The organism is Okeania sp., from assembly GCF_035285525.1.
Lineage (GTDB): Bacteria > Cyanobacteriota > Cyanobacteriia > Cyanobacteriales > Microcoleaceae > Trichodesmium.
Genome location: NZ_JAYKGW010000117.1, coordinates 20,912 through 40,322, shown reverse-complemented (window position 1 = coordinate 40,322; position 19,411 = coordinate 20,912). Strand labels below are relative to the sequence as shown.

Annotated in this window: 24 protein-coding genes and 1 pseudogene; 14 read left to right on the top strand and 11 right to left on the bottom strand. The window is 37.0% G+C overall.

The window, feature by feature from the left end; translation table 11 throughout:
* On the top strand, positions 1 to 1,208 hold a 1,208-nt coding region (locus VKJ25_RS11115; protein ID WP_324236698.1), incomplete at its 5' end, for a hypothetical protein.
* A gap of 124 nt (positions 1,209 to 1,332) precedes the next feature.
* Here the strand turns inward: VKJ25_RS11115 and VKJ25_RS11110 are convergent.
* The 9 genes and pseudogenes from VKJ25_RS11110 to VKJ25_RS11070 all read right to left on the bottom strand — a co-directional run bounded on the left by VKJ25_RS11110 (position 1,333) and on the right by VKJ25_RS11070 (position 4,425).
* Entirely contained in the window at positions 1,333 to 1,671 is a 339-nt protein-coding gene (locus VKJ25_RS11110; protein ID WP_324236697.1) for a XisI protein, read from the bottom strand.
* A 179-nt stretch (positions 1,672 to 1,850) separates the two neighbouring features.
* Positions 1,851 to 2,210, bottom strand: a complete 360-nt coding sequence (locus VKJ25_RS11105) for a type II toxin-antitoxin system PemK/MazF family toxin (RefSeq protein WP_324236696.1) — start codon at positions 2,208 to 2,210, stop codon at positions 1,851 to 1,853.
* A complete protein-coding gene (locus VKJ25_RS11100) occupies positions 2,204 to 2,434 on the bottom strand; it encodes a hypothetical protein (RefSeq protein WP_324236695.1) in 231 nt (76 codons plus the stop codon). The genes VKJ25_RS11105 and VKJ25_RS11100 overlap by 7 nt, the downstream gene beginning before the upstream one ends.
* Positions 2,435 to 2,531: 97 nt before the next feature.
* On the bottom strand, positions 2,532 to 2,684 hold the full coding sequence (locus VKJ25_RS11095; RefSeq protein ID WP_324236694.1) for a type II toxin -antitoxin system TacA 1-like antitoxin: 153 nt from the start codon (positions 2,682 to 2,684) through the stop codon (positions 2,532 to 2,534).
* Positions 2,685 to 2,809: 125 nt separating this feature from the next.
* Positions 2,810 to 3,148 (bottom strand): element excision factor XisI family protein, encoded by a 339-nt coding sequence (locus VKJ25_RS11090; protein WP_324236693.1) that lies wholly within the window; start codon positions 3,146 to 3,148, stop codon positions 2,810 to 2,812.
* Positions 3,133 to 3,552, bottom strand: a pseudogene (locus VKJ25_RS11085) (XisH family protein). Before VKJ25_RS11085 ends, VKJ25_RS11090 begins: the two are co-directional and overlap by 16 nt.
* A gap of 183 nt (positions 3,553 to 3,735) precedes the next feature.
* A complete protein-coding gene (locus VKJ25_RS11080; protein WP_324236701.1) occupies positions 3,736 to 3,993 on the bottom strand; it encodes a DUF5615 family PIN-like protein in 258 nt (85 codons plus the stop codon).
* A 67-nt stretch (positions 3,994 to 4,060) separates the two neighbouring features.
* Entirely contained in the window at positions 4,061 to 4,186 is a 126-nt protein-coding gene (locus tag VKJ25_RS11075) for a hypothetical protein (protein ID WP_324236692.1), read from the bottom strand.
* On the bottom strand, positions 4,183 to 4,425 hold the full coding sequence (locus VKJ25_RS11070; RefSeq protein WP_324236691.1) for a DUF433 domain-containing protein: 243 nt from the start codon (positions 4,423 to 4,425) through the stop codon (positions 4,183 to 4,185). The genes VKJ25_RS11075 and VKJ25_RS11070 overlap by 4 nt, the downstream gene beginning before the upstream one ends.
* Before the next feature lie 246 nt (positions 4,426 to 4,671).
* Here VKJ25_RS11070 and VKJ25_RS11065 point away from each other — a divergent pair, with 246 nt between their 5' ends.
* From VKJ25_RS11065 to alaS, 5 genes are all read left to right on the top strand, one after another.
* Entirely contained in the window at positions 4,672 to 5,145 is a 474-nt protein-coding gene (locus VKJ25_RS11065) for a Uma2 family endonuclease (RefSeq protein ID WP_324236690.1), read from the top strand.
* Positions 5,146 to 5,246: 101 nt separating this feature from the next.
* Positions 5,247 to 5,489: a type II toxin-antitoxin system HicB family antitoxin gene (locus VKJ25_RS11060; protein WP_324236689.1), complete on the top strand. Its 243-nt coding sequence runs from the start codon at positions 5,247 to 5,249 to the stop codon at positions 5,487 to 5,489.
* Between the two features lie 122 nt (positions 5,490 to 5,611).
* Positions 5,612 to 6,037 carry a hypothetical protein gene (locus VKJ25_RS11055; RefSeq protein WP_324236688.1) on the top strand — a complete coding sequence of 142 codons (426 nt, stop codon included), beginning with the start codon at positions 5,612 to 5,614 and terminating at the stop codon, positions 6,035 to 6,037.
* A gap of 3 nt (positions 6,038 to 6,040) precedes the next feature.
* Complete coding sequence (locus VKJ25_RS11050; RefSeq protein ID WP_324236687.1) at positions 6,041 to 6,493, top strand: hypothetical protein; 453 nt, start codon at positions 6,041 to 6,043, stop codon at positions 6,491 to 6,493.
* 395 nt (positions 6,494 to 6,888) lie between these two features.
* Complete coding sequence (gene alaS, locus VKJ25_RS11045) at positions 6,889 to 9,513, top strand: alanine--tRNA ligase (protein ID WP_324236686.1); 2,625 nt, start codon at positions 6,889 to 6,891, stop codon at positions 9,511 to 9,513.
* Positions 9,514 to 9,673: 160 nt separating this feature from the next.
* Here the strand turns inward: alaS and VKJ25_RS11040 are convergent, their stop codons facing one another.
* Complete coding sequence (locus tag VKJ25_RS11040) at positions 9,674 to 9,832, bottom strand: hypothetical protein (protein WP_324236685.1); 159 nt, start codon at positions 9,830 to 9,832, stop codon at positions 9,674 to 9,676.
* Between the two features lie 10 nt (positions 9,833 to 9,842).
* Here VKJ25_RS11040 and VKJ25_RS11035 point away from each other — a divergent pair, with 10 nt between their 5' ends.
* From VKJ25_RS11035 to VKJ25_RS24585, 4 genes are all read left to right on the top strand, one after another.
* Positions 9,843 to 10,355: a hypothetical protein gene (locus VKJ25_RS11035; protein WP_324236684.1), complete on the top strand. Its 513-nt coding sequence runs from the start codon at positions 9,843 to 9,845 to the stop codon at positions 10,353 to 10,355.
* Between the two features lie 234 nt (positions 10,356 to 10,589).
* Positions 10,590 to 10,793 (top strand): hypothetical protein, encoded by a 204-nt coding sequence (locus VKJ25_RS11030; RefSeq protein ID WP_324236683.1) that lies wholly within the window; start codon positions 10,590 to 10,592, stop codon positions 10,791 to 10,793.
* Positions 10,794 to 10,970: 177 nt separating this feature from the next.
* Entirely contained in the window at positions 10,971 to 11,294 is a 324-nt protein-coding gene (locus VKJ25_RS11025; RefSeq protein WP_324236682.1) for a hypothetical protein, read from the top strand.
* Positions 11,295 to 11,584: 290 nt separating this feature from the next.
* The gene (locus VKJ25_RS24585; RefSeq protein ID WP_375340324.1) at positions 11,585 to 11,680 is read left to right on the top strand and encodes a four helix bundle protein; all 96 of its coding nucleotides are present in this window, start codon (positions 11,585 to 11,587) and stop codon (positions 11,678 to 11,680) included.
* A 237-nt stretch (positions 11,681 to 11,917) separates the two neighbouring features.
* Here the strand turns inward: VKJ25_RS24585 and der are convergent, their stop codons facing one another.
* Positions 11,918 to 13,279 (bottom strand): ribosome biogenesis GTPase Der, encoded by a 1,362-nt coding sequence (der, locus tag VKJ25_RS11020; RefSeq protein WP_324236681.1) that lies wholly within the window; start codon positions 13,277 to 13,279, stop codon positions 11,918 to 11,920.
* Positions 13,280 to 13,709: 430 nt separating this feature from the next.
* On the opposite strand from der, the gene VKJ25_RS11015 reads away from it, so the two are divergent.
* The 4 genes from VKJ25_RS11015 (at position 13,710) to gcvT (ending at position 18,996) form a co-directional block, all read left to right on the top strand.
* On the top strand, positions 13,710 to 14,939 hold the full coding sequence (locus tag VKJ25_RS11015) for a NupC/NupG family nucleoside CNT transporter (protein ID WP_324236680.1): 1,230 nt from the start codon (positions 13,710 to 13,712) through the stop codon (positions 14,937 to 14,939).
* Between the two features lie 318 nt (positions 14,940 to 15,257).
* Positions 15,258 to 16,229: a quinolinate synthase NadA gene (gene nadA, locus VKJ25_RS11010; RefSeq protein WP_324236679.1), complete on the top strand. Its 972-nt coding sequence runs from the start codon at positions 15,258 to 15,260 to the stop codon at positions 16,227 to 16,229.
* A gap of 450 nt (positions 16,230 to 16,679) precedes the next feature.
* Positions 16,680 to 17,408: a glycoside hydrolase family 24 protein gene (locus VKJ25_RS11005; RefSeq protein WP_324236678.1), complete on the top strand. Its 729-nt coding sequence runs from the start codon at positions 16,680 to 16,682 to the stop codon at positions 17,406 to 17,408.
* Between the two features lie 427 nt (positions 17,409 to 17,835).
* Positions 17,836 to 18,996: a glycine cleavage system aminomethyltransferase GcvT gene (gene gcvT / locus VKJ25_RS11000; protein WP_324236677.1), complete on the top strand. Its 1,161-nt coding sequence runs from the start codon at positions 17,836 to 17,838 to the stop codon at positions 18,994 to 18,996.
* The last annotated feature ends 415 nt before the right edge of the window (positions 18,997 to 19,411 follow it).

The window sequence follows — 19,411 nt, the reverse complement described above, 5'->3', positions numbered from 1 at the left end:
CAGGAAACGACATTTTTATTGATGAAGTAGGCCGTAATAGTAATACTGAATTTGCAGATATTTTCGTCAGTTCTGACTTCGAGAATTTTACCTTTCTGGGAAGAGCTGGAGAAGGTTCTAACGCTTTCGACTTGTCAACTATTGGATTTACTCAACCTGTAACAGCAGTAAGAATTGTTGGGTTAGATAATGGTGGTGACTCGCCTGGCTTCGATGTCATCAATGTAGAAGTACCAAACTCTAGCCTTCAAAGCTTTAGCAACCAAACCACACCTGTCAATAGAGTTTTTAATTTTTTCGATAGTGGTGCGGGACCAATCGACGGACCTTATGGGGGAATAGTTTCAGGAGGTTTTCCAGTTCCTGTCAGCACAGATGTAGTCTTAGGAAGAGATTCTGATTCCGTAACTGACTTCCTTTCTTTGCCAACCGACTCCTTTGTAATTGTTGGTTTTGATAATCAAATAATCATTGATGGTCTGGGAGATGATGTTATTATTAGAAATACTACCACAACACAAGCTCAGGCAGATGTCTTTGTTACCTCTGACTTCAATAACTATGAATTTTTGGGAGGTATTCAAGGTGAAGCAGTTAGCACTTTTGACCTGTCAAATATTGGATTTACTCAACCTGTAAGAGGAATTGCAATTGTTGGGTTAGATAACGATGGAGGTTCCCCTGGTTATGATTTAGCTAGCGTAGAAGTACCAAACTCTAGCCTTGTCAGCCAAACCACAGCCGTAAATAGAGTTTTTCAGTTTTCCGATAGCGGTGCAGGACCAATAGCAGGACCTTATGGGGGAATACTTTCAGGAGATTTTGGAGATTTTCCAATTCCTGTTAGCACGGATGTAGTCTTAGGAAAAGATTCTGATGCCTTAACTCAATTCCTTTCTTTGCCAACTGACTCCTTCGTAACCGTTGGTTTTGATAATCAAACAATCATTGATAGTCCGGGAGATGATATTATTATTAGAAATACTACTACAACACAAGCTCAGGCAGATGTCTTTGTTACCTCTGACTTCAATAACTATGAATTTTTGGGAGGTATTCAAGGTGAAGCAGTTAGCACTTTTGACTTGTCAACCATTGGATTAACTGAACCTGTAAGAGGAATTACAATTCTTGGGTTAGATAACGATGGAAACTCCCCTGGTTATGATCTAGCTAGCGTAGAAGTATTCAACTCTAGCCTCCTGTAAATAGAACAGATGATTTTCTATAAATCATCGCTCATTTTATTTGCTAGAAAGTAGGAGCAATAGAACGACATTCCATATTCCGCTGGGCGTTGACGGAGCCTAGCGGTAGCTATATCTCTTCCAATTAACACACTGCAAATCCTGTCAGTTTACGCTCTTGTAGAGTTCTGAATCCCAGAACAATAGAATCTTTAGGGATGCCAGCAGCAACCAGTTCGTTTGCTACACCCTCTTCCGTGCCATCGTGCTGAATCCAGATTTTATCATCAATAATATTCAAATGCAGTAGCGTGCCATAAATGCGATAGCCATCATCCCATCCAGTTTCAACTAGAAGATAGCGATCGCTATTGCCATCCAAAACCAGTTCCATTTGAACCTTATCGTCGTTACCGAGAAATTCTGCGTAGTCGCACAATACTTTTTCCACGGCAGAACGATATTTAGCTTTCAGAGTATCCATCGAACAATTACCTCCTCAATAGGATCGAAAGTAACAAGATTAATAATACCATCTTCATTTCAGTTATCAGTTAGCCTCCTATCGGAGGAGCTTCGCTAACAGTTATCAGCACCTCTTCCAAAGTTCTATTTGCCAGAAAATAGATAATGATATAAATATTTTCTGCTAGGCGATCGCTATTAAGCTATTTTTGGGACAAACCCAATATTATACTCAACGCTTTTGCTAATTCTTCTAGATAGAGAGCGTCGAGATGACCCAATTTTTTTCATAATTCGAGATTTGTCAATTACTCTAAGCTGTTCGCACAAAATCACAGAATTTAAACTCAAACCACCTACACCAGCAGGAACAAGTACATGAGAAGGCAAAAGCGCTCGATTAATCTTACTCGTAAACGGTGCAATAATTGTGTGAGGACTAACCGCATTTGCCCGATCTATTTGTACTATTACCACAGGTCTTATTCCCGCTTGTTCAGTACCAACTACCGGATTAAGATCGCATAGGACCATATCCCCACGGATAAAATTTACCATTGAATTTCTCGACGAGCTAAACGCTCCTCATATTCTTCCAAATTAGATAAATAATCAGAAAAATCCGATTCTGCTAAATTTTTACCTTCACTAAATAGATCCCATAATTGCCAGTTTTCCCGATCGTGTTTCATCAATAAGAAACTGACAAAATTATTGACCTCACCCACCAGCTCTTCAGGGAGTTGATTAATCTTAGAAATCGTTTCTTCACGAACGTTCATATCTACCTTTGTACCTCTTACTTTTGCTTAAATATCAAAAAAAATTTATCTACTCACAAGGCATCTACTATTGCCTGCTTAATACTGCTCCCTGTATTTACCCAGTCGCAATATCCAAAGCCAGTTGTAGCAAATACTCACTGACAGTCAAATATCTCGAAGCAGCAGCCTTTTCTAAAAGTTGTTTTTGCTCTGGTTCCGAAATATACTCGTTTTCTAAGTATTTGTCGTTACTGACATAATATTTCACCTAACGATTTTTTTAAAAGAACAATTATTCTATTTTACTTCTTCCACCCGAGATTGTCAACAGTTTTAAGAAATAAGCGATCGCCTCAACCCAATATCTTCGCTTTTTATGATCGCCACCTCTCCTCAAATACCCGATCGATCTCTAGACATAGTCATATTTCTGTGATAATTAAAACCAGTGATGATATCCTCCTTTCGGATACCAGCGTCAATAAGTAAAGAAGTTAACCCTTCCTCAAAGTTATCCATTTCAATAATGACTTGGCGATCGACTACGCGAGCATGAAAAAGAATGAAATCTTTCCATCCTTGCTTATCTAAACCTGTTCCCAGTATCAGGAAGTGACCAGAATCCAAATCGCAGACAGGATATAGCCTGATCTGCTGTACACCTGGTTGATCGCGAGTTGCTTCTTGCACAGTTTTTTTGAGGATATCTGAATAATTTAGTAAGGAATCCATCGAACAATAACCTCCTGTTCTGGTTCGTAAACTAATAAATTAATTCTACTACGCTGGACAGCTAGCTGAAAAATTTGTTTTTGGAAATGTTCAAGGTATTTGGCTTGACTAATAGCTAGAAATATTTTTCTTTCTGGTTCTTGAATCTCCAGAGCTAATTGATACAGCAGAAGTTGCTCAATTGTTTTTTCCTATTCGCTAATAGGTGAAGGGGAATCAAAGTCTTTGATTTCCACAGCAATTTTCTGTCCTTCCTTTTCTGCTGCAAAAAATTTTTCTGCTCCTAAATCTGCTTTTAATGCCGTTTCTCCTAAAACTAAAATTAGGGGATCGTCGGTAATAGTCCAGCCGTCTTTTTCTAAAGTACGACGCAGTGGCAAATGCAAATTATCCCGTCTCGACATTAGTTAAAACTGCCAAAAAAATAAATAAAACAGCTTTTATAGTGTACTTTTTTTTTCCCAGATTGTCAACTGTTTTGAAAAATAAGCGATCGCGCAGCGGAACGGAGTTTGATCGCCTTATCTTTTTCCTGGAAAACAAGAGTGATAGCGCAGCGGAACGGAGATTGATCGCTTACTTAACTTTTAAGTTCCTATCGAACGAATGCGAACTGTAGTTGGCGTAATAACAGTAAAAGCATCAGGTAACTCATCAGAATATTTAGCTATCGTCTCAGAAATAATAGTAGCTTTACTAAAATTAGGTATTCCAGCCAATTTTACCAAAATCACACCGGATGCAACGCGACTTAAACGAAAGACGCACTCTCCAAAATCCTTATCTGCTGTTAACAACAACGCACTTTTTCTGTTAGCTAAATCTAGCACTACATCATCAGAAATACCTGTAGGACTTACGGGTTAACGCTATTGGTAGGGTGTGTTAGCGGTAGCGTAACGCACCGATACACTATATATTACCTTTGCGTAAGTCCTGACCTGCTTCCATTTCCACAACGTACCAAACTATATGACCCTCTTTTCGCAAGCGATCTACTATTACCTGCTTAATATTTTCCTCTGCCAATAAATTCATGAAACAGTCTCCACAATAGGATAAATGACATCAGCTTTTAATGCTTGAGCAGCAAAGGCCAAAGCAGCTTGAATGTCCTCCTGCTTCAATCGGGGATGCTCCTCCAACAGTTCTTCAGGAGTCTCTCCTGCTGCCAGACTTTCTAGAATAAATTCTACCGTAATACGAGTTCCGACGATGGTTGGTTTGCCCATCATTATTTTAGGGTTTGATACTATAAGTTCTCGATATTTGTCCATAATTTTTTTTATAAAAAAATTGTATTCACTTATTTTAGCATAAGCGACGCTTAATCTATATTATCAAAAAACGATACTGATAGAACTGTGTTTCCCAATATGTTAAAATGAAATCAAAACCTCAATTATCAGGAGAAAAACAATGGTAGCAATTCCCAAACCAGCTCCAATGACTCCCCAAGAATACTTTGACTGGGAGGAAAAACAACCGATTAAATATGAATATATGAACGGTCAAGTTTTTCCATGACTGGGAAAAGTATTCCTCATAATGATATTAGTGTTAATTTGGCAGTGGCTTTAAAAAATCATCTGCGAGGTAAAAAGCGTAAAGTATTAATGGCAGATGCTAAACTGGGAGTATCCGAAAACGGACTCTTTTATTATCCTGATGTCATGGTAACTTGCGATCAAAGAGACCGACGTGCCACTAAAGTTATTTATCATCCTTGTTTAGTCGTGGAGGTTTTATCTCCAGGTACGGAAGCTTTTAACAGGGGTAAAAAATTTAAAAATTATCGCAACATTTCTACTTTAAAAGAATACGTTTTAATTGATGCGCAAGAGATGACAATAGAATGTTTCCGACTTAACAAAAATGGTTTTTGGGAACTTTGTAATTATGGGGAAGGTGACGAAGTAAATTTAACTTCTGTAGATTTGAGCTTTCCCATTGAGATGCTTTATGAGGACGTATTTTTGGAGGAAGCGGGGGAATAAAAATAGTAGGGTGTGTGACGGCATCCTATTTTCGGGAAACCTAAAAAAACTTTGCCGTCACGCACCTTTACTGGGTTATCATTTTTTGTGGTTCATTGATTGTGAAAACTGCTATAATAGCCATAATAAAAATTAGGAAAACTTTAGACTTTCTCCAATATAAAAATATTATGGAAAAACTGTTACAACTAGAGATTGAAAAGTTACCTGAAGGAGTTTATTTAGCAACTAGCGATGCTTTACCTGGTTTAGTTGCTCAGGGAGAAAGTTTGACTGAAACTTTGGAAATAGCTCGCGATGTAGCTAATAAGTTAATAGAAGCTCGTCGAGAAAGACAGCAATAATTGATGGAGCAATTGTTGAAATACATTGGTATAGAAATAATAAAACTGGGCAAAACGTGGAATACAAAATTAAACGTACCTATCCCAGAACAGCGCGGAAAAATTAGAGAGATAAATAGATTATGAAAGTTTGTTGTATTGCTAATACTGGAGAATTTCTACCTGAAAATTATCTGGATTCATCTCTATATCGTACTAAAGAAACTGAATTTAATTTGATAGTTGGTAAAGAATATGTTGTCTATGCACTTTACACCTGGCAAAAAAATATTTGGTATTATATTTGTGATGAACGTTTTACTTATTTTCCTATCAAAAATCCTGCACCTTTATTTCAAGTAATAGATTCTCGTCCTTCTAAATATTGGCGGATGGAATTAGGTGAGAATGGTTTATTTATTCTGGCATTTGAACACTGGTTTTCTGTGGCTAATTATTATGAAAAACTGACAGGAAAAGATGAAGAAGCAGTCTTAGTTTTTGAGAAATATAAGGAGTTAATGGATGCTGAAGTGGCTGAACCTTTACCTAAACTTTTGAGTGTGTAAAATTTGTTGGAAAGTAATTATAAAGCTACTATAGGAGATGACTTAGCAGTACGACTCATTGCGGTTCCTTTTGTAACTAAATATGTGGAAAAAATAGGGAAAGCTTTAGGGGAAAAGAGCGTGAAACAGGTGAATAAGTTTTGGCAACTAATACAACAAAAGCCTGCGGGAATTTTGCCTAGTTTAAAATCTGCTGAAACAGAAGCTTTTTCTATTGATTTTTATCAGTTAATACAAGAGTTGGAGGTACCTGCTAATCAAGACCCAGAAGTGAAGCAGGCTCTTCTTGATGTGGTTGAAGTTGCCAAACAGGAAAATTCACAAAATGTTAAAAAGATTGAGAATGAGTTAGAGAAAATTAAGCTTCAAAGAGTAACTGCTGAGAAAATTAATGCTTTGTTTCAAGAAAGCACTGTTAGTAGTAGGGCTATTGTAAGTAGTGATGTTAGTATCTAGCAAGTCTTTAGGGTTTACTGAAAAAATCAGAGGGTGGAGGATCTCAGAAGTGTGGCTATAATTATTAATAAGTTAACAAAAGTTGCATTTAATTACTGTAGCATAATACCAATTTGAAAAAAGAATGTTACAAGTTTACGACTTACACGGGAGGAACCCGGTTTCTCCCAAAAACCAGGTTTCTGGGTTTGCATGGTTTGAGTCCTGAAGTTATAAAATTTCAACAGGTAAAATTTTGCCTCAATAAAGTGTAAACTAAAATAAGACTTACAAAAAGAAACCCGGTTTCTAGGATAAATCATTGTGTTTGACAATAAATATCTAGGAGAAACCGGGTTTCTGGTTTTACCTCCGTAAGTCCTGTAAAACTAGACAACCTAACATTATAATTGATTATGTCTGCCCAAAAACTCACTGGTAACGAAATTCGTCAAAAGTTTCTCGACTTTTACGCACAAAGGGAACACCCTATTTTGCCTAGCGCATCTTTGGTTCCAGAAGACCCTACAGTATTATTAACTATTGCGGGAATGTTACCTTTTAAACCCATATTTCTCGGACAAGAACCCCGGAAATATCCCCGCGCTACCACATCCCAAAAATGTATCCGTACCAATGACATCGAAAATGTTGGTCGCACTGCTAGACATCACACTTTTTTTGAGATGTTGGGTAATTTCAGTTTTGGTGACTATTTTAAACCGGAGGCGATCGCCTTCGCTTGGGAACTTTCCACAAAGGTTTTCGGTTTACCACCAGAACGTTTAGTTGTCAGTGTCTTCCGAGAAGATGATGAAGCGTTTGCTCTTTGGCGCGACCAAATTGGGATTCCCGCACATCGCATTCAACGGATGAATGAGGAGGATAATTTTTGGGCGTCTGGTCCGACGGGTCCGTGCGGTCCGTGTTCGGAAATTTATTATGATTTTCATCCAGAATTAGGGGATGAAAACATCGACTTGGAAGATGACAGCAGGTTTATCGAATTTTATAATCTGGTGTTTATGCAATATAACCGGGATGCGGATGGAAATTTGACTCCACTGGAAAACAGAAATATTGATACGGGAATGGGGTTGGAAAGAATGGCGCAAATATTACAAAAAGTGCCGAATAATTATGAAACTGACCTCATTTTACCTATCATTAAAACTGCTGCTGATATTCCTGGTATCGACTATGCAAAAAGTGATGACAAAACTAAAGTTTCTCTGAAAGTTATTGGGGATCATGTGCGAGCAGTGAGTCATTTAATTGCTGATGGTGTGACTGCATCTAATGTTGGCAGGGGTTATATTTTGCGACGTTTAATTCGCCGAGTTGTGCGTCATGGCCGTTTAATTGGTATTTCTGGAGAATTTACATCCAAGGTTGCCGAGACAGCGATCGCTCTATCTGAAGATATTTATCCAAATCTTCGGGAACGGGAAACTGTTATTAAAGCTGAGTTACAACGGGAAGAGTCGCGTTTCTTGAAAACGTTGGAGCGGGGTGAGAAACTGTTGGCAGAAGTTATGGCAAAACCAGAAACTCAGAAAAGTAAACAAATTTCTGGCTCGGATGCTTTCAAGTTGTACGATACTTATGGTTTTCCATTAGAGTTAACTCAGGAAATAGCTGAAGAAAATGGTTTAACTGTTGATGAGAAAGGGTTTGATTCAGAAATGCGAGAAGCGAAAGTTATCGCTCAGTTAGCACATCAAACTATTGATTTGACTGCCGAGGGTGGAGTCAAATTAGATGTTGACAAAACGGAATTTTTAGGATATACAGATTTGACTTCCCCTGCCCAAGTGATGGCGTTAATAGTTGATGGGCAACAGGTTGAGGATGCGGAAACGGGTAGTCAAGTACAAATTGTTCTTGACAAAACGCCATTTTATGCTGAGTCTGGAGGGCAAATAGGCGATCGCGGTTTTCTGACTGGGGATAATGTGGTGGTGCGGATAGAGGATGTACAGAAACAGAATAATATTTTTGTGCATTTCGGTACTGTGGAAAAAGGCAGGTTAAAATTAGGAATGACAGTGAATGCGGAAATAGATGGTGTTTGTCGTCGTCGAGCGCAGGCAAACCATACGGCAACTCATTTATTACAAGCAGCGTTGCGTTCTTTGGTAGATTCCTCAATTTCTCAAGCGGGTTCGATGGTATCTTTTGACCGTTTGCGGTTTGATTTTAATTCTCCGCGGGGGTTGAAACCGGAGGAAGTTGAGGAAGTGGAAGCACAGGTAAATAGTTGGATAGCGGAAGCACATCCAGCGACGGTTGCGGAAATGCCATTGGCAGTAGCAAAAGAAAAAGGAGCGGTTGCCATGTTTGGAGAAAAATATGCCGATGTGGTGCGGGTGGTTGACTATCCGGGAGTGTCGATGGAATTATGTGGAGGAACTCATGTGAATAATACGGCAGAAATAGGAGCGTTTAAAATTATTTCTGAAGCTGGCATTTCTTCTGGGGTGCGTCGTATTGAAGCGGTGGCAGGTTTAGCAATATTAGATTATTTGAACGTCCGGGATGTTGTGGTGAAAGAATTGAGCGATCGCTTTAAGGCAAAACCGGAAGAGTTATCGGAGCGGGTGAGTAACTTGCAGCAGGAGTTGAAGGAGTCGCAAAAACAGTTGGAAGCGTTGAAAGGGGAGTTAGCGGTTGCTAAGTCAGACCAGTTATTGGGGAATGCTGAGACTGTGGGTGAGTTTCAGATATTGGTAGCGGAAATGCCTGGTGTTGATGCGGAGGCGTTGAAGACAGCAGCGGAGAGGTTGCAGCAAAAGTTGGGTGAGAGTGCTGTGGTATTGGGTGCTGGTGCTGAGGGTAAAGTTAGTTTAGTTGCTGCTTTTAGTAAATCTGTGAATAGTAAAGGTTTGCAAGCAGGGAAATTTATTGGCGGGATAGCGAAAATGTGTGGAGGGGGTGGTGGAGGCCGTCCGAACTTAGCGCAAGCAGGGGGTCGCGATCCGAGTAAGTTGAAGGAAGCGTTGGAGAGTGCGAGGGAGAAGTTAGTTGATGGGTTGAAGTAAATTTTTGCTCCCTACTTGTAGGTTGGGTTGAGGAACGAAACCCAACATAACGCAGTATATGAACGTTTTTGTTGGGTTCGCTGTCGCTTAACCCAACCTACATTAATTATCACTAGCCCACCTAAAAATTATTGATTTAGCAGTTTCAATCTACATGATTTTAAATATCTTCACTATTATTCCATATATGTATTCTGTCTTCAGGTTCAAACTTTACAGTTGGTTCATTTTGTTCAGGTTGTTTAGGTGGTTTTGATTCCTGAGAAGTATGAGACGCTTTCTGATTTGAGTTTTCACTTTGTTGTGAATTATTAGACATAATTAAATTAATGGAAAAGGACAACTCTAATATACAACTAATTTACGAATATGCACAGCAGGTTTTAAAAGATTTAGATTCTAGTAAAAATACTTTAAATACTAAATTAGGAACAGTCATTGGTTTTGACGCTGTTATGATTCGTTTTTCATCAGATTTACCTGATGATTCCCTAATTCTAAATCTGCCAGACACAGACATTTGTTTAAAGTGTAATATGTGCTTAATTCTAAAAATACTAACTCTTTGTAGTTTAATTATTTCTTTGCTTTTTGGATTATGGGGATTTAAACCGAAAAAAGGAGGAACAAATATTCTGCCTCAAAGATTGATTGAGAAATGTCTTAGTATTCCTGAAGAGAATTATCGGCGTTCGTTAATTGAAGTTTGGAATGAGTCAATTATAGAGTTAGATAAACTTAGAAATGATACAGCTAAGATGTTAAATCGCGCTGTTTTCTGTCTTGGTTTTGCAGCTATTCTATCAGCATTGGATGTGATGTTAGTATCAATACTTAAATAAATTAGTTGTATTTTAATTATAATTATTAACATTTGATATATGAAAAAGTAAGGGCGATCGCTCCTAAGTAAGTTGAAGGAAGCGTTGGAGAGTGGGAAGAAGAAGTTGGTTAATGGGTTGAAGTAGGTTATAGTTTTTGAGGTGGGTATACTCCACCTTTTTTTTCGTAAAGTTTTGTAGTAATATAAGTAGAATTTTCTAGAAGTTTTTAAGTAGAAATATTTAATATAAATAATGGCAGATTTTGGTTATAAAATTGATTTTGCAGAAGATACAGAAGACCCTGGAAGAGTATTTCGTGCTATGTTGGAACTCATAGAATTTTCCAAAGTAACAGATAATACTTTAATTAAATATCTTGATGTTGAAATTGAGTCTAATTTAGTATTAGAAAATATAGAGCAAGGTTCATTTATTGTTTGGTTCAAAAACATTTGAAATCCTGTTGATGCTAACCAAAAAATAAATATTAAATCTATTTGTTCATATCTGACAAAAGCCAAGCTTGATATTATTAAGTTTATTGGTGATAGAGATACAATAAATGATAGTTCTGAAATATTAAAGTTACAATAAATACTAAAAGAATCAGCACCAGAAACTAAAAGTAATCCTTTGGGTATTTATACATCACCAAGCGAAAAAGAGTTATTATTAATTACAGATAAGTTGCCAAAACCAAATTCTGAACTTCAAAAAGCATATCAATTATATTACTTAACTCAAAACACAAGTTTTTCTATTAATCCTAAATTTTCCCTTTCTGAAGAATCTCAGGAAAATTTATTGTTCAAAGATGATCGTGAAATAATTTTAATAGTCAAAGAACTTGATTTACTTGGTAAATCAAAATGGGTATTTAAACATGAAAAAAGCAGAATCGAAGCAAAAGTTGCTGACTTAAACTGGTTAGAATCTTTTAAAAATAGGACTAGCTAGTAAAGCTAGCACTCCTGAATCTAAAATTACAATCATAATGATAAATCTTTCCCGTTGTACTTTCTTTTAATTTCTTCCATTCTGGCTTTTCCCGAAGCCATGGCAGGTTTATTTTTCTCTAATTGCTCTTCAGGAGTCCGCCCTAAATTAAAATATGGTAATAAAACTCCCTTCTCTGAATTATATACTTCTGTTGCTTTTAATCTGAAAGTAATTCATGTTTGACTTGATAAATAGTTTTTCCTACATTTTCTAGGTGAAAAGAATATGTACTATCTAAACAACTCTCAATAACTAGAACATCTATTGGAGTAAACATAGCAGAAGCAAATGGAGGAATATCTCAAGCTGACTTTAGGGCAAAAAGGTCTATAGCTTATAAATAAACCTTCTTTCTAGTGAACAGTTATCAGTTATCATATCTTAGGTTATCAGTTTTTAGCTTTTTTAGAAGTTTATGGATATAAATAACAGTATTGTTTATCAAAAAGCTTATCAATTTGCCATTTGAAAGTATCCATCAGGATGCAGATGAGATTGCTAAAATCTTATTTTCCATCATCAAACAAACTGAAAAAACTAAAAAAGCTGATTACTGAAAAAGCTGATAACTGATAACTGAGTTAAACGCGAGTTGCTCTATTAACAGTATTCTGTTCCATTTCTCTAACTTTTTTCCCTCGCCAAAGTAATCTTATTGGTGTACCTTTAAATCCTAAATGTTGACGAAATTGACTTTGAATATAACGTCGATAATTATCAGGAAAGCGTTTAGCATCATTTACAAATAAGGCAATTGTTGGAGGCTTACTTGTTACTTGAGTTCCATAATAAATCTTGCCTTGACGACCTTGACGATTAGTCGGAGGAGAATTCCAACTAACAGCTTCCTCTAACACTTCATTAATTACTGAAGTTGTCACCCGACGTTGATATTCATTAGCTGCATTATCGACCAATTCTATAATTTTTTCGACTCGTTTTCCAGTTAATGCACTAACAAAAATCATCTCCGCCCATTCCATAAAATATAGTCTCGATCTGATTTCTTGTTCATAAGAATAAATTGTATAATTATCCTTTTCCACAGCATCCCATTTATTCACCACCAGAACACAAGCTCTACCATCTTCAATAATCCTATTTGCTAATTTTTGGTCTTGTTCTGTTACTCCATCTAAAGCATCAATTACAAACAGAATAACTTCCGCCCGACGAATAGCTTTAAAAGCTCGATTAATTCCAAAAAATTCGGCTCCATATTCCACATTTTTCTTCTTTCTAATTCCGGCAGTATCTATCAAACGATATGTTTTTCCATTACGTTTTACTAATGTATCAATAACATCTCTTGTCGTACCAGAAATAGGACTAACAATTGCTCGTTTTTCTCCCAGAAATGCGTTTAATAAACTTGATTTACCTACATTCGGACGCCCAACAATTGCTACTCTAATTTCATTCGTTTCAGGAAGTTCTTCTATCGCTGGCAAATAGGTAATTAAATCATCCAATAATTCCCCAGTACCATTGCCATGAATACCAGAAATAGGATAAGGTTCTCCTAAACCTAATTCCCAAAACATCGCAGCTTGGGTCAATCCTTCCGTGATAGATTCACACTTATTAACCGCCAAAATAATCGGAACAGGTTGTTGACGGAGCCATTGGGCAATTTCTTCATCCCCTCCAGTTATACCAGTTTGTCCATCCACTACAAAAATGGCCACACTTGCTTCTGCTAAAGCGGCCATAGCCTGTTCGCGGATGAGGGGTAAAAATTCTGTATTATCATCAAAGACTAAACCTCCGGTATCTACGACTTGAAACTCTCGGTCTTGCCAATATGCGTTACGGTAAGTGCGATCGCGTGTTATACCTGGTTCGTCGTGGACAATGGCATCTTGATTTTCGGCCAAGCGATTAACAATTGTGGACTTGCCCACATTTGGCCTGCCAATAATAGCTACAATAGGTAAGGACATATTTCAGTTATTAGTTTTCAGTTATCAGTTTTTAGCTGTTAGTTACCAACTATAAAATCTGGGATAGGCAGTGTGTTACTACTGGACTATCTCTACATCTATTTATATATTATGTACTTAAATAGGGCGTAGGTTGGGTTAAATGGAGTGAAACCCAACAATAATCTAATAGGTTCAGTTAAGGATTTTTTTTGGGCAGTTTTATAGTGGGAAAAGCGTATCTAATAGTTTGATATTATAGGAGTTTTCCTCTGAACTGAACTGTATTAAAAAATTATCAGGTTTTGTTGTTTTTTTGGGTTTCTTTCTGCCTCAACCTAATCTATATTTATGGAATAATAATTATTGGATTGGGTTTTCTACCTTAACCCAACCTACATTTTTAGGTATGTTATTTGAGTACAATAAATTAGAGGAAATATAATAAATTGTGGAAAGATTAATATCAGCATTAGGATTAATAGTTTTTGTAGGTATAGCCATTCTTTTATCTGCAAAAAGAAACAAAATTAAATGGCAACCTGTTTTTTGGGGAATAGGTTTACAATTATTATTTGCACTAATAATTTTAAAGAGTAAAACTGGTTTAATAGTGTTTCAATTTATTGCCGATGTAGTTAGTCAATTATTAAAATTTTCTGATGCTGGAGCAAAATTTGTCTTTGGAGATGACTATCTTGACCATTTTGTTGCCTTCCAAATACTACCAACAATTATCTTTTTCTCTTCATTAATTACTATTCTGTATCACTATGGAATTTTGCAACGAGTAGTTAAATTATTTGCATGGATAATGTTAAAAACCATGAAAACTTCCGGTGCCGAATCTCTCTCTTGTTCCGCTAATATTTTTGTCGGTTCCACAGAAGCGCCGTTGATAATTAAACCTTATGTGGAAACTATGACTCTTTCAGAATTACACGCGGTTATGACTGGTGGTTTTGCTACGGTTGCGGGAGGAGTATTAGCAGCTTATATTTCTTTTGGAATACCTGCCGAACATTTGCTTGCTGCTTCCGTAATGTCGGCACCCGCAGCATTGGCAATATCAAAAATATTGTTCCCAGAAACAGAAGAGTCTCCCACTGCGGGAACGGTGAAAGTGGAGGTAAAGCAGACTTATGCTAATGTGATTGATGCAGCAACAACGGGCGCTAGAGAAGGAGCAAAATTAGCTGTTAATGTGGGAGCAATGTTGATTGCTTTTTTAGGTTTGGTGGCGATGATCAATGGAATATTGGCATGGATAGGTGGTGGTTTCGGGTTACCTAAGTTATCTTTGGAGTCGATTTTTGCTTTATTGTTTGCTCCTGTTGCTTGGTTGATGGGAGTACCTTGGATAGACTGTAGTCAAGTGGGGGTTTTGTTGGGTAAGAAAACGATTTTGAATGAATTTATTGCTTATTTGGATTTAAAGACACTGATTGAAAATTCTCAAAAAGGCGAAACAGTTAATGTTATTTCCGAGCGATCGCAAGTTATTGCCACTTATGCTTTATGTGGATTTTCTAATATTGGTTCCATTGCTGTCCAGATAGGTGGAATCGGTACTATTGCTCCATCCCGGCAGCGCGATTTAGCAAAATTGGGATTTAGAGCTATGATTGGAGGTTCCATCGCTTGTTTTATGACTGCTTGTATTGCGGGAATTTTGTTGTAATCAACATTTTGGGGAACCAGAAACCCGGCTTCGGGAATTTTGTTGTAATCAACATTTTGGGGAACCAGAAACCCGGCTTCTTTGCGCCCCACCCCAGTTATGATAGCTGATAACTGAAATAACCTTTTTATAACTTATTAATATCTTAAATCCGTAAATTCTACTATAATTAATAAAACTATCTCAAATGGCTAATTATAGACACTTATACTATTTCACTGAAGTTAGAAGGTTAGATTTGATTGACTAAAAACTTTGCTCAGATAATAGTTTAGTGAATTGGTATTAGTCACTTATAAATTACAGGAAAATTTAATAATGTTTGCAACCCAATCTCCAACCAACCAAACTTTTAATAATATACCTCACGATTTGTTTCAAGCGATCGCCGCTCTCAAGCAAAAATTAAATGCTGTGATTCTGGCTCACTATTATCAAGAACCCGATATTCAAGATATTGCGGACTATATTGGCGACTCTCTCGGTCTTTCCCAAAAAGCGGCTGAAACTGATGCAGATGTGATAGTATTTGCTGGAGTTCATTTTATGGCAGAAACTGCAAAAATTCTCAACCCCAATAAACTGGTACTTCTCCCAGACCTAAATGCAGGTTGTTCCCTCGCCGATAGTTGTCCCCCAGAAGAATTTAGCAAATTTAAAGCTGCTCATCCTGATGCCATAGTCATTTCTTATATTAATTGTACTGCTGCTATTAAAGCGATGAGTGATATTATTTGTACCAGTTCCAACTCAGTCAAAATAGTTAACCAAATACCAACAGATCAACCGATAATTTTTGCTCCAGACAAAAACCTCGGTCGTTACGTCATTGAACAAACTGGAAGAGATTTGATTTTGTGGGAAGGTAGTTGTATGGTTCACGAAACATTCTCTGAGAAAAAGATTGTACAATTAAAAATCGAACATCCCGAAGCTGAGATTATTGCTCATCCAGAATGCGAACAAAATGTATTGCGTCATGCTAGTTATATTGGTTCCACCACTGCTCTTTTAAAATATTGTCAGGAAAGTCAAAGTCAAGAATTTATTGTCGCAACCGAACCAGGTATTATTCATCAGATGGAGAACAAAGCAAAGAACAAAAATTTTATTCCTGCACCTGCAATCAATAATTGTGCTTGTAACGAATGCCCCCACATGAGGTTGAATACTTTAGAAAAGCTTTATTTAGCAATGAAAAATAAGACACCAGAAATTACAATTCCAGAAGGAACACGGATAGCAGCATTGAAACCTATTCAAAAAATGTTAGAACTTTCATTTACATGATTTAAGCATTAGGAAAGAGCTGATCAGGAACTTTCATTAATTTCTACCAAAATCAGCAAATTTTAGTATCAGGTATAAATATTAAAGATAAAACCCTTGTAACACAGCCTTCTAGGCTGTAATCAGGGTACCTCATGCTTGACTTTTGATTTATCTTATTTTATAGGTAAAATAAGGTAAGCATTTAGCCGTCAGCAAGCATTCAGCTTTTGAGATACATCTACAGGACTTACGCAGAGGCGCTCTATCTAGAGTCTAGGTGTGTTACGAGATACGCTTTTTCGTATAGGGAATGCTCCGCTTTCCATGTAGCGTAGCGTTTCATGTCGGCTCAAGCGCCGAAAACACACCCTACCGGTAGCGTTCATGCTACATATATTGCCTTTGCGTAAGTCCTAATTATATTTAATCAATCTATTCTTTTAATGTGAAAAATTTAGTCAATATATCATGTATAACCAACAAATACAACCAAGAAGATCGGCAGAAAACAAAATTAATAATTACCGTGCTTATAAAAAATCCCAGAAAAAGACCTTAAATTTAGCCAAAATATTTAACCCCAAATTAGCTTATTCCCTATTAATAATTTTAGGATTATTCATAGTAATATCACAACTATTTCTGCAAATAAATAACAATGAAAATGATGATAAAACCGAACCAATAATATCAGTAATCATGCCCGAAATTGACCCTGCCCAAAATTGGGCTTATCCAGTCAACGTTCCTAGAATTAGAGCATTTCTAGATACCATCTCTATCACAGAAGGAACAAGCGGACCAAGAGGTTATTATCGTCAATATACAGGCAGTCATTTCTCCAGTTTTGAAGACCATCCTAGAGAACTAAAATGTGCCTTAAGCAATGGCAAAAAACTTTGTTCTGATGCAGCAGGCAGATATCAATTTTTGAGTACCTCTTGGGATACATTTGCTCCTGGAGTCAAAGCTAAGAATTTTAGTCCTATCTATCAAGATCGTGTAGCTATAGAATTAATTAGAGACAAAAACGCTCTCAAAGATATTGAAGAAGGGAGAATAGAAGAAGCTTTTAAAAAGTTATATATGGTCTGGCCTTCATTTGGAGAAACTGAAACAGATGTACAACTACTTATGCCTAAACTTCTAGAAATTTACAGACAGAAATTGGCTCTTTATCAGGGTACATCTGAGTAATTAATAATTACCTATTTTTTTTCAAGGAGAAGATTGGCTCAAAGGAATTTTTTGTCTTTTTTATTTGTCACAACCTATTTATGATTGGTATATCATTTCCGGATAATTAGTGATAAAAAATCTTTTTCCTATGAACCTTTCTTTTATTTCCTAAAGAGCGATCGCTACTTATTATAGAATCAGGTTGAAAAGTTGTCATTGCGAGGATAGGAAGCAATCTATCTTAGGGGTGCGCGGAGATTGCTTCCTTCCACTCCGTTCGAGTCGCAATGACTTCAAAGTTACTTTTGATCTGGAAATAACATAACATCATGTTCGGATAATCAGTAATAAAAATCTTTTTCCTGTGAACTTTTCTTTCCCTTTTGCCTTTCTTCCTATGTGTTAATACCTAAAATGTCCTAAAATTAAAGTTTATTATATACAAATGAGAGACATACAAGTGGCCAATTCAACAGAATCTAATACACAACCTCTTTCTCGCACGCCCTTATACGACTTATGTACCGAACTTAAGGCCAGAATGGTAGAATTTTCTGGGTGGGAAATGCCAGTACAATACACCAGTATCAGAACGGAACATGAGGCAGTACGGACAAAAGCAGGAATGTTCGACATTTCTCACATGGGTAAATTTATAGCTCAAGGCCAGGATTTAATTGAGAAAATTCAATATTTAATACCTTCCGATCTGAGCAGTTTAGAACCTGGTAAAGCTCAATATACTGTCTTATTAAACCCTCAAGGAGGCATTATTGATGACTTGATTTTCTATCGTCAAAGTAACGACCCCCTCACCAACGAACCACGGGGTTTTATGATTGTTAATGCTGCTACTAAAGCTAATGATAAAGCATGGATATTAAGTCATTTAGAAAATAGTGGTGTTAAATTTCAAGACATCTCTGAAGAAAAAGTATTATTAGCTGTTCAAGGTCCGGAAGCAGAACAATATTTACAACAATTTATTAAAGAAAATTTAGCATCAATTGGATTTTTTGGGCATTCAGATATTACTGTATTAGAACAACCAGGTTTTATTGCCAGAACTGGTTATACTGGGGAAGATGGCTTTGAAATTATGGTAGATCCCGCCGTGGGTATGGAGTTATGGCGAAGTTTGTTGAATGCTGGGGTTACTCCCTGCGGTTTAGGAGCAAGGGATACTCTGCGTTTAGAAGCTGCGATGGCACTTTATGGGCAAGATATTGATACTGAAACTACTCCTCTGGAAGCAGGTTTAAGTTGGTTAGTTCACCTGGAGAAAAAAGGAGAATTTATTGGTCGTCCGGTTTTGGAAGCACAAAAGTCGGAGGGAGTTTTAAAACGTTTAGTGGGTCTGGAAATGCTCGATCGCGGTATTGCTCGTCATGGTTATCCTGTTTTGAGTAATGGTGAAGTGGTAGGAGAAGTGACTAGCGGTACTAAGTCTCCTACTTTAGGGAAAGCGATCGCTCTCGCTTATGTACCGAAAAATTTAGCAAAAATAGGTCAAAAATTAGAAGTAGAAATTAGGGGAAAAAATTATGCTGCTATTGTTGTGAAGCGACCATTTTATAAAAGTCAAAAGTTAAAAGTTAAAAGTTAAAAACCTGTAGGTTGGGTTGAGGGACGAAACCCAACTAGACTCCAGTAGGGTGTGTTAGGCGCAACCGTGTAAATATGGTTTGTACCTCAAAACATAAAATTGCGCCGTAACGCACCATCTTAATGATATTAGTGAAAAGTGATAAGTATCTACACAGAACTTTTATACTAGGACTTACGCACGAACGCTATTGGTAGGGTGCGTTTCGCTACGCGACATGTAAAGCGTACAACGCACAACGCACCAATACTCTATATATAATGCCTTTGCGTAAGTCCTGATACAAAAAATGCTCAATGTTGGGTTGAGGCCCGAAACCGAACCTAAATCTACTATAAACCTGGTTTCTTATAACACTTCCGTTGGCAACGGATTTGATATTACTCTTAAATTTGTTGGGTTTCGTTCCATGCTA

Excerpts from the sequence above, each read along its gene's own strand:
- VKJ25_RS11110 (WP_324236697.1), bottom strand. The coding sequence starts at position 1,671 with ATGGATACTCTGAAAGCTAAATATCGTTCTGCCGTGGAAAAAGTATTG.
- VKJ25_RS11105 (WP_324236696.1), bottom strand. The coding sequence starts at position 2,210 with ATGGTAAATTTTATCCGTGGGGATATGGTCCTATGCGATCTTAATCCG.
- VKJ25_RS11100 (WP_324236695.1), bottom strand. The coding sequence starts at position 2,434 with ATGAACGTTCGTGAAGAAACGATTTCTAAGATTAATCAACTCCCTGAA.
- VKJ25_RS11090 (WP_324236693.1), bottom strand. The coding sequence starts at position 3,148 with ATGGATTCCTTACTAAATTATTCAGATATCCTCAAAAAAACTGTGCAA.
- VKJ25_RS11075 (WP_324236692.1), bottom strand. The coding sequence starts at position 4,186 with ATGAATTTATTGGCAGAGGAAAATATTAAGCAGGTAATAGTAGATCGC.
- VKJ25_RS11070 (WP_324236691.1), bottom strand. The coding sequence starts at position 4,425 with ATGGACAAATATCGAGAACTTATAGTATCAAACCCTAAAATAATGATG.
- VKJ25_RS11065 (WP_324236690.1), top strand. The coding sequence starts at position 4,672 with ATGACTGGGAAAAGTATTCCTCATAATGATATTAGTGTTAATTTGGCA.
- VKJ25_RS11055 (WP_324236688.1), top strand. The coding sequence starts at position 5,612 with ATGAAAGTTTGTTGTATTGCTAATACTGGAGAATTTCTACCTGAAAAT.
- alaS (WP_324236686.1), top strand. The coding sequence starts at position 6,889 with ATGTCTGCCCAAAAACTCACTGGTAACGAAATTCGTCAAAAGTTTCTC.
- VKJ25_RS11040 (WP_324236685.1), bottom strand. The coding sequence starts at position 9,832 with ATGTCTAATAATTCACAACAAAGTGAAAACTCAAATCAGAAAGCGTCT.
- VKJ25_RS11035 (WP_324236684.1), top strand. The coding sequence starts at position 9,843 with ATGGAAAAGGACAACTCTAATATACAACTAATTTACGAATATGCACAG.
- VKJ25_RS11030 (WP_324236683.1), top strand. The coding sequence starts at position 10,590 with ATGGCAGATTTTGGTTATAAAATTGATTTTGCAGAAGATACAGAAGAC.
- der (WP_324236681.1), bottom strand. The coding sequence starts at position 13,279 with ATGTCCTTACCTATTGTAGCTATTATTGGCAGGCCAAATGTGGGCAAG.
- nadA (WP_324236679.1), top strand. The coding sequence starts at position 15,258 with ATGTTTGCAACCCAATCTCCAACCAACCAAACTTTTAATAATATACCT.
- VKJ25_RS11005 (WP_324236678.1), top strand. The coding sequence starts at position 16,680 with ATGTATAACCAACAAATACAACCAAGAAGATCGGCAGAAAACAAAATT.
- gcvT (WP_324236677.1), top strand. The coding sequence starts at position 17,836 with ATGAGAGACATACAAGTGGCCAATTCAACAGAATCTAATACACAACCT.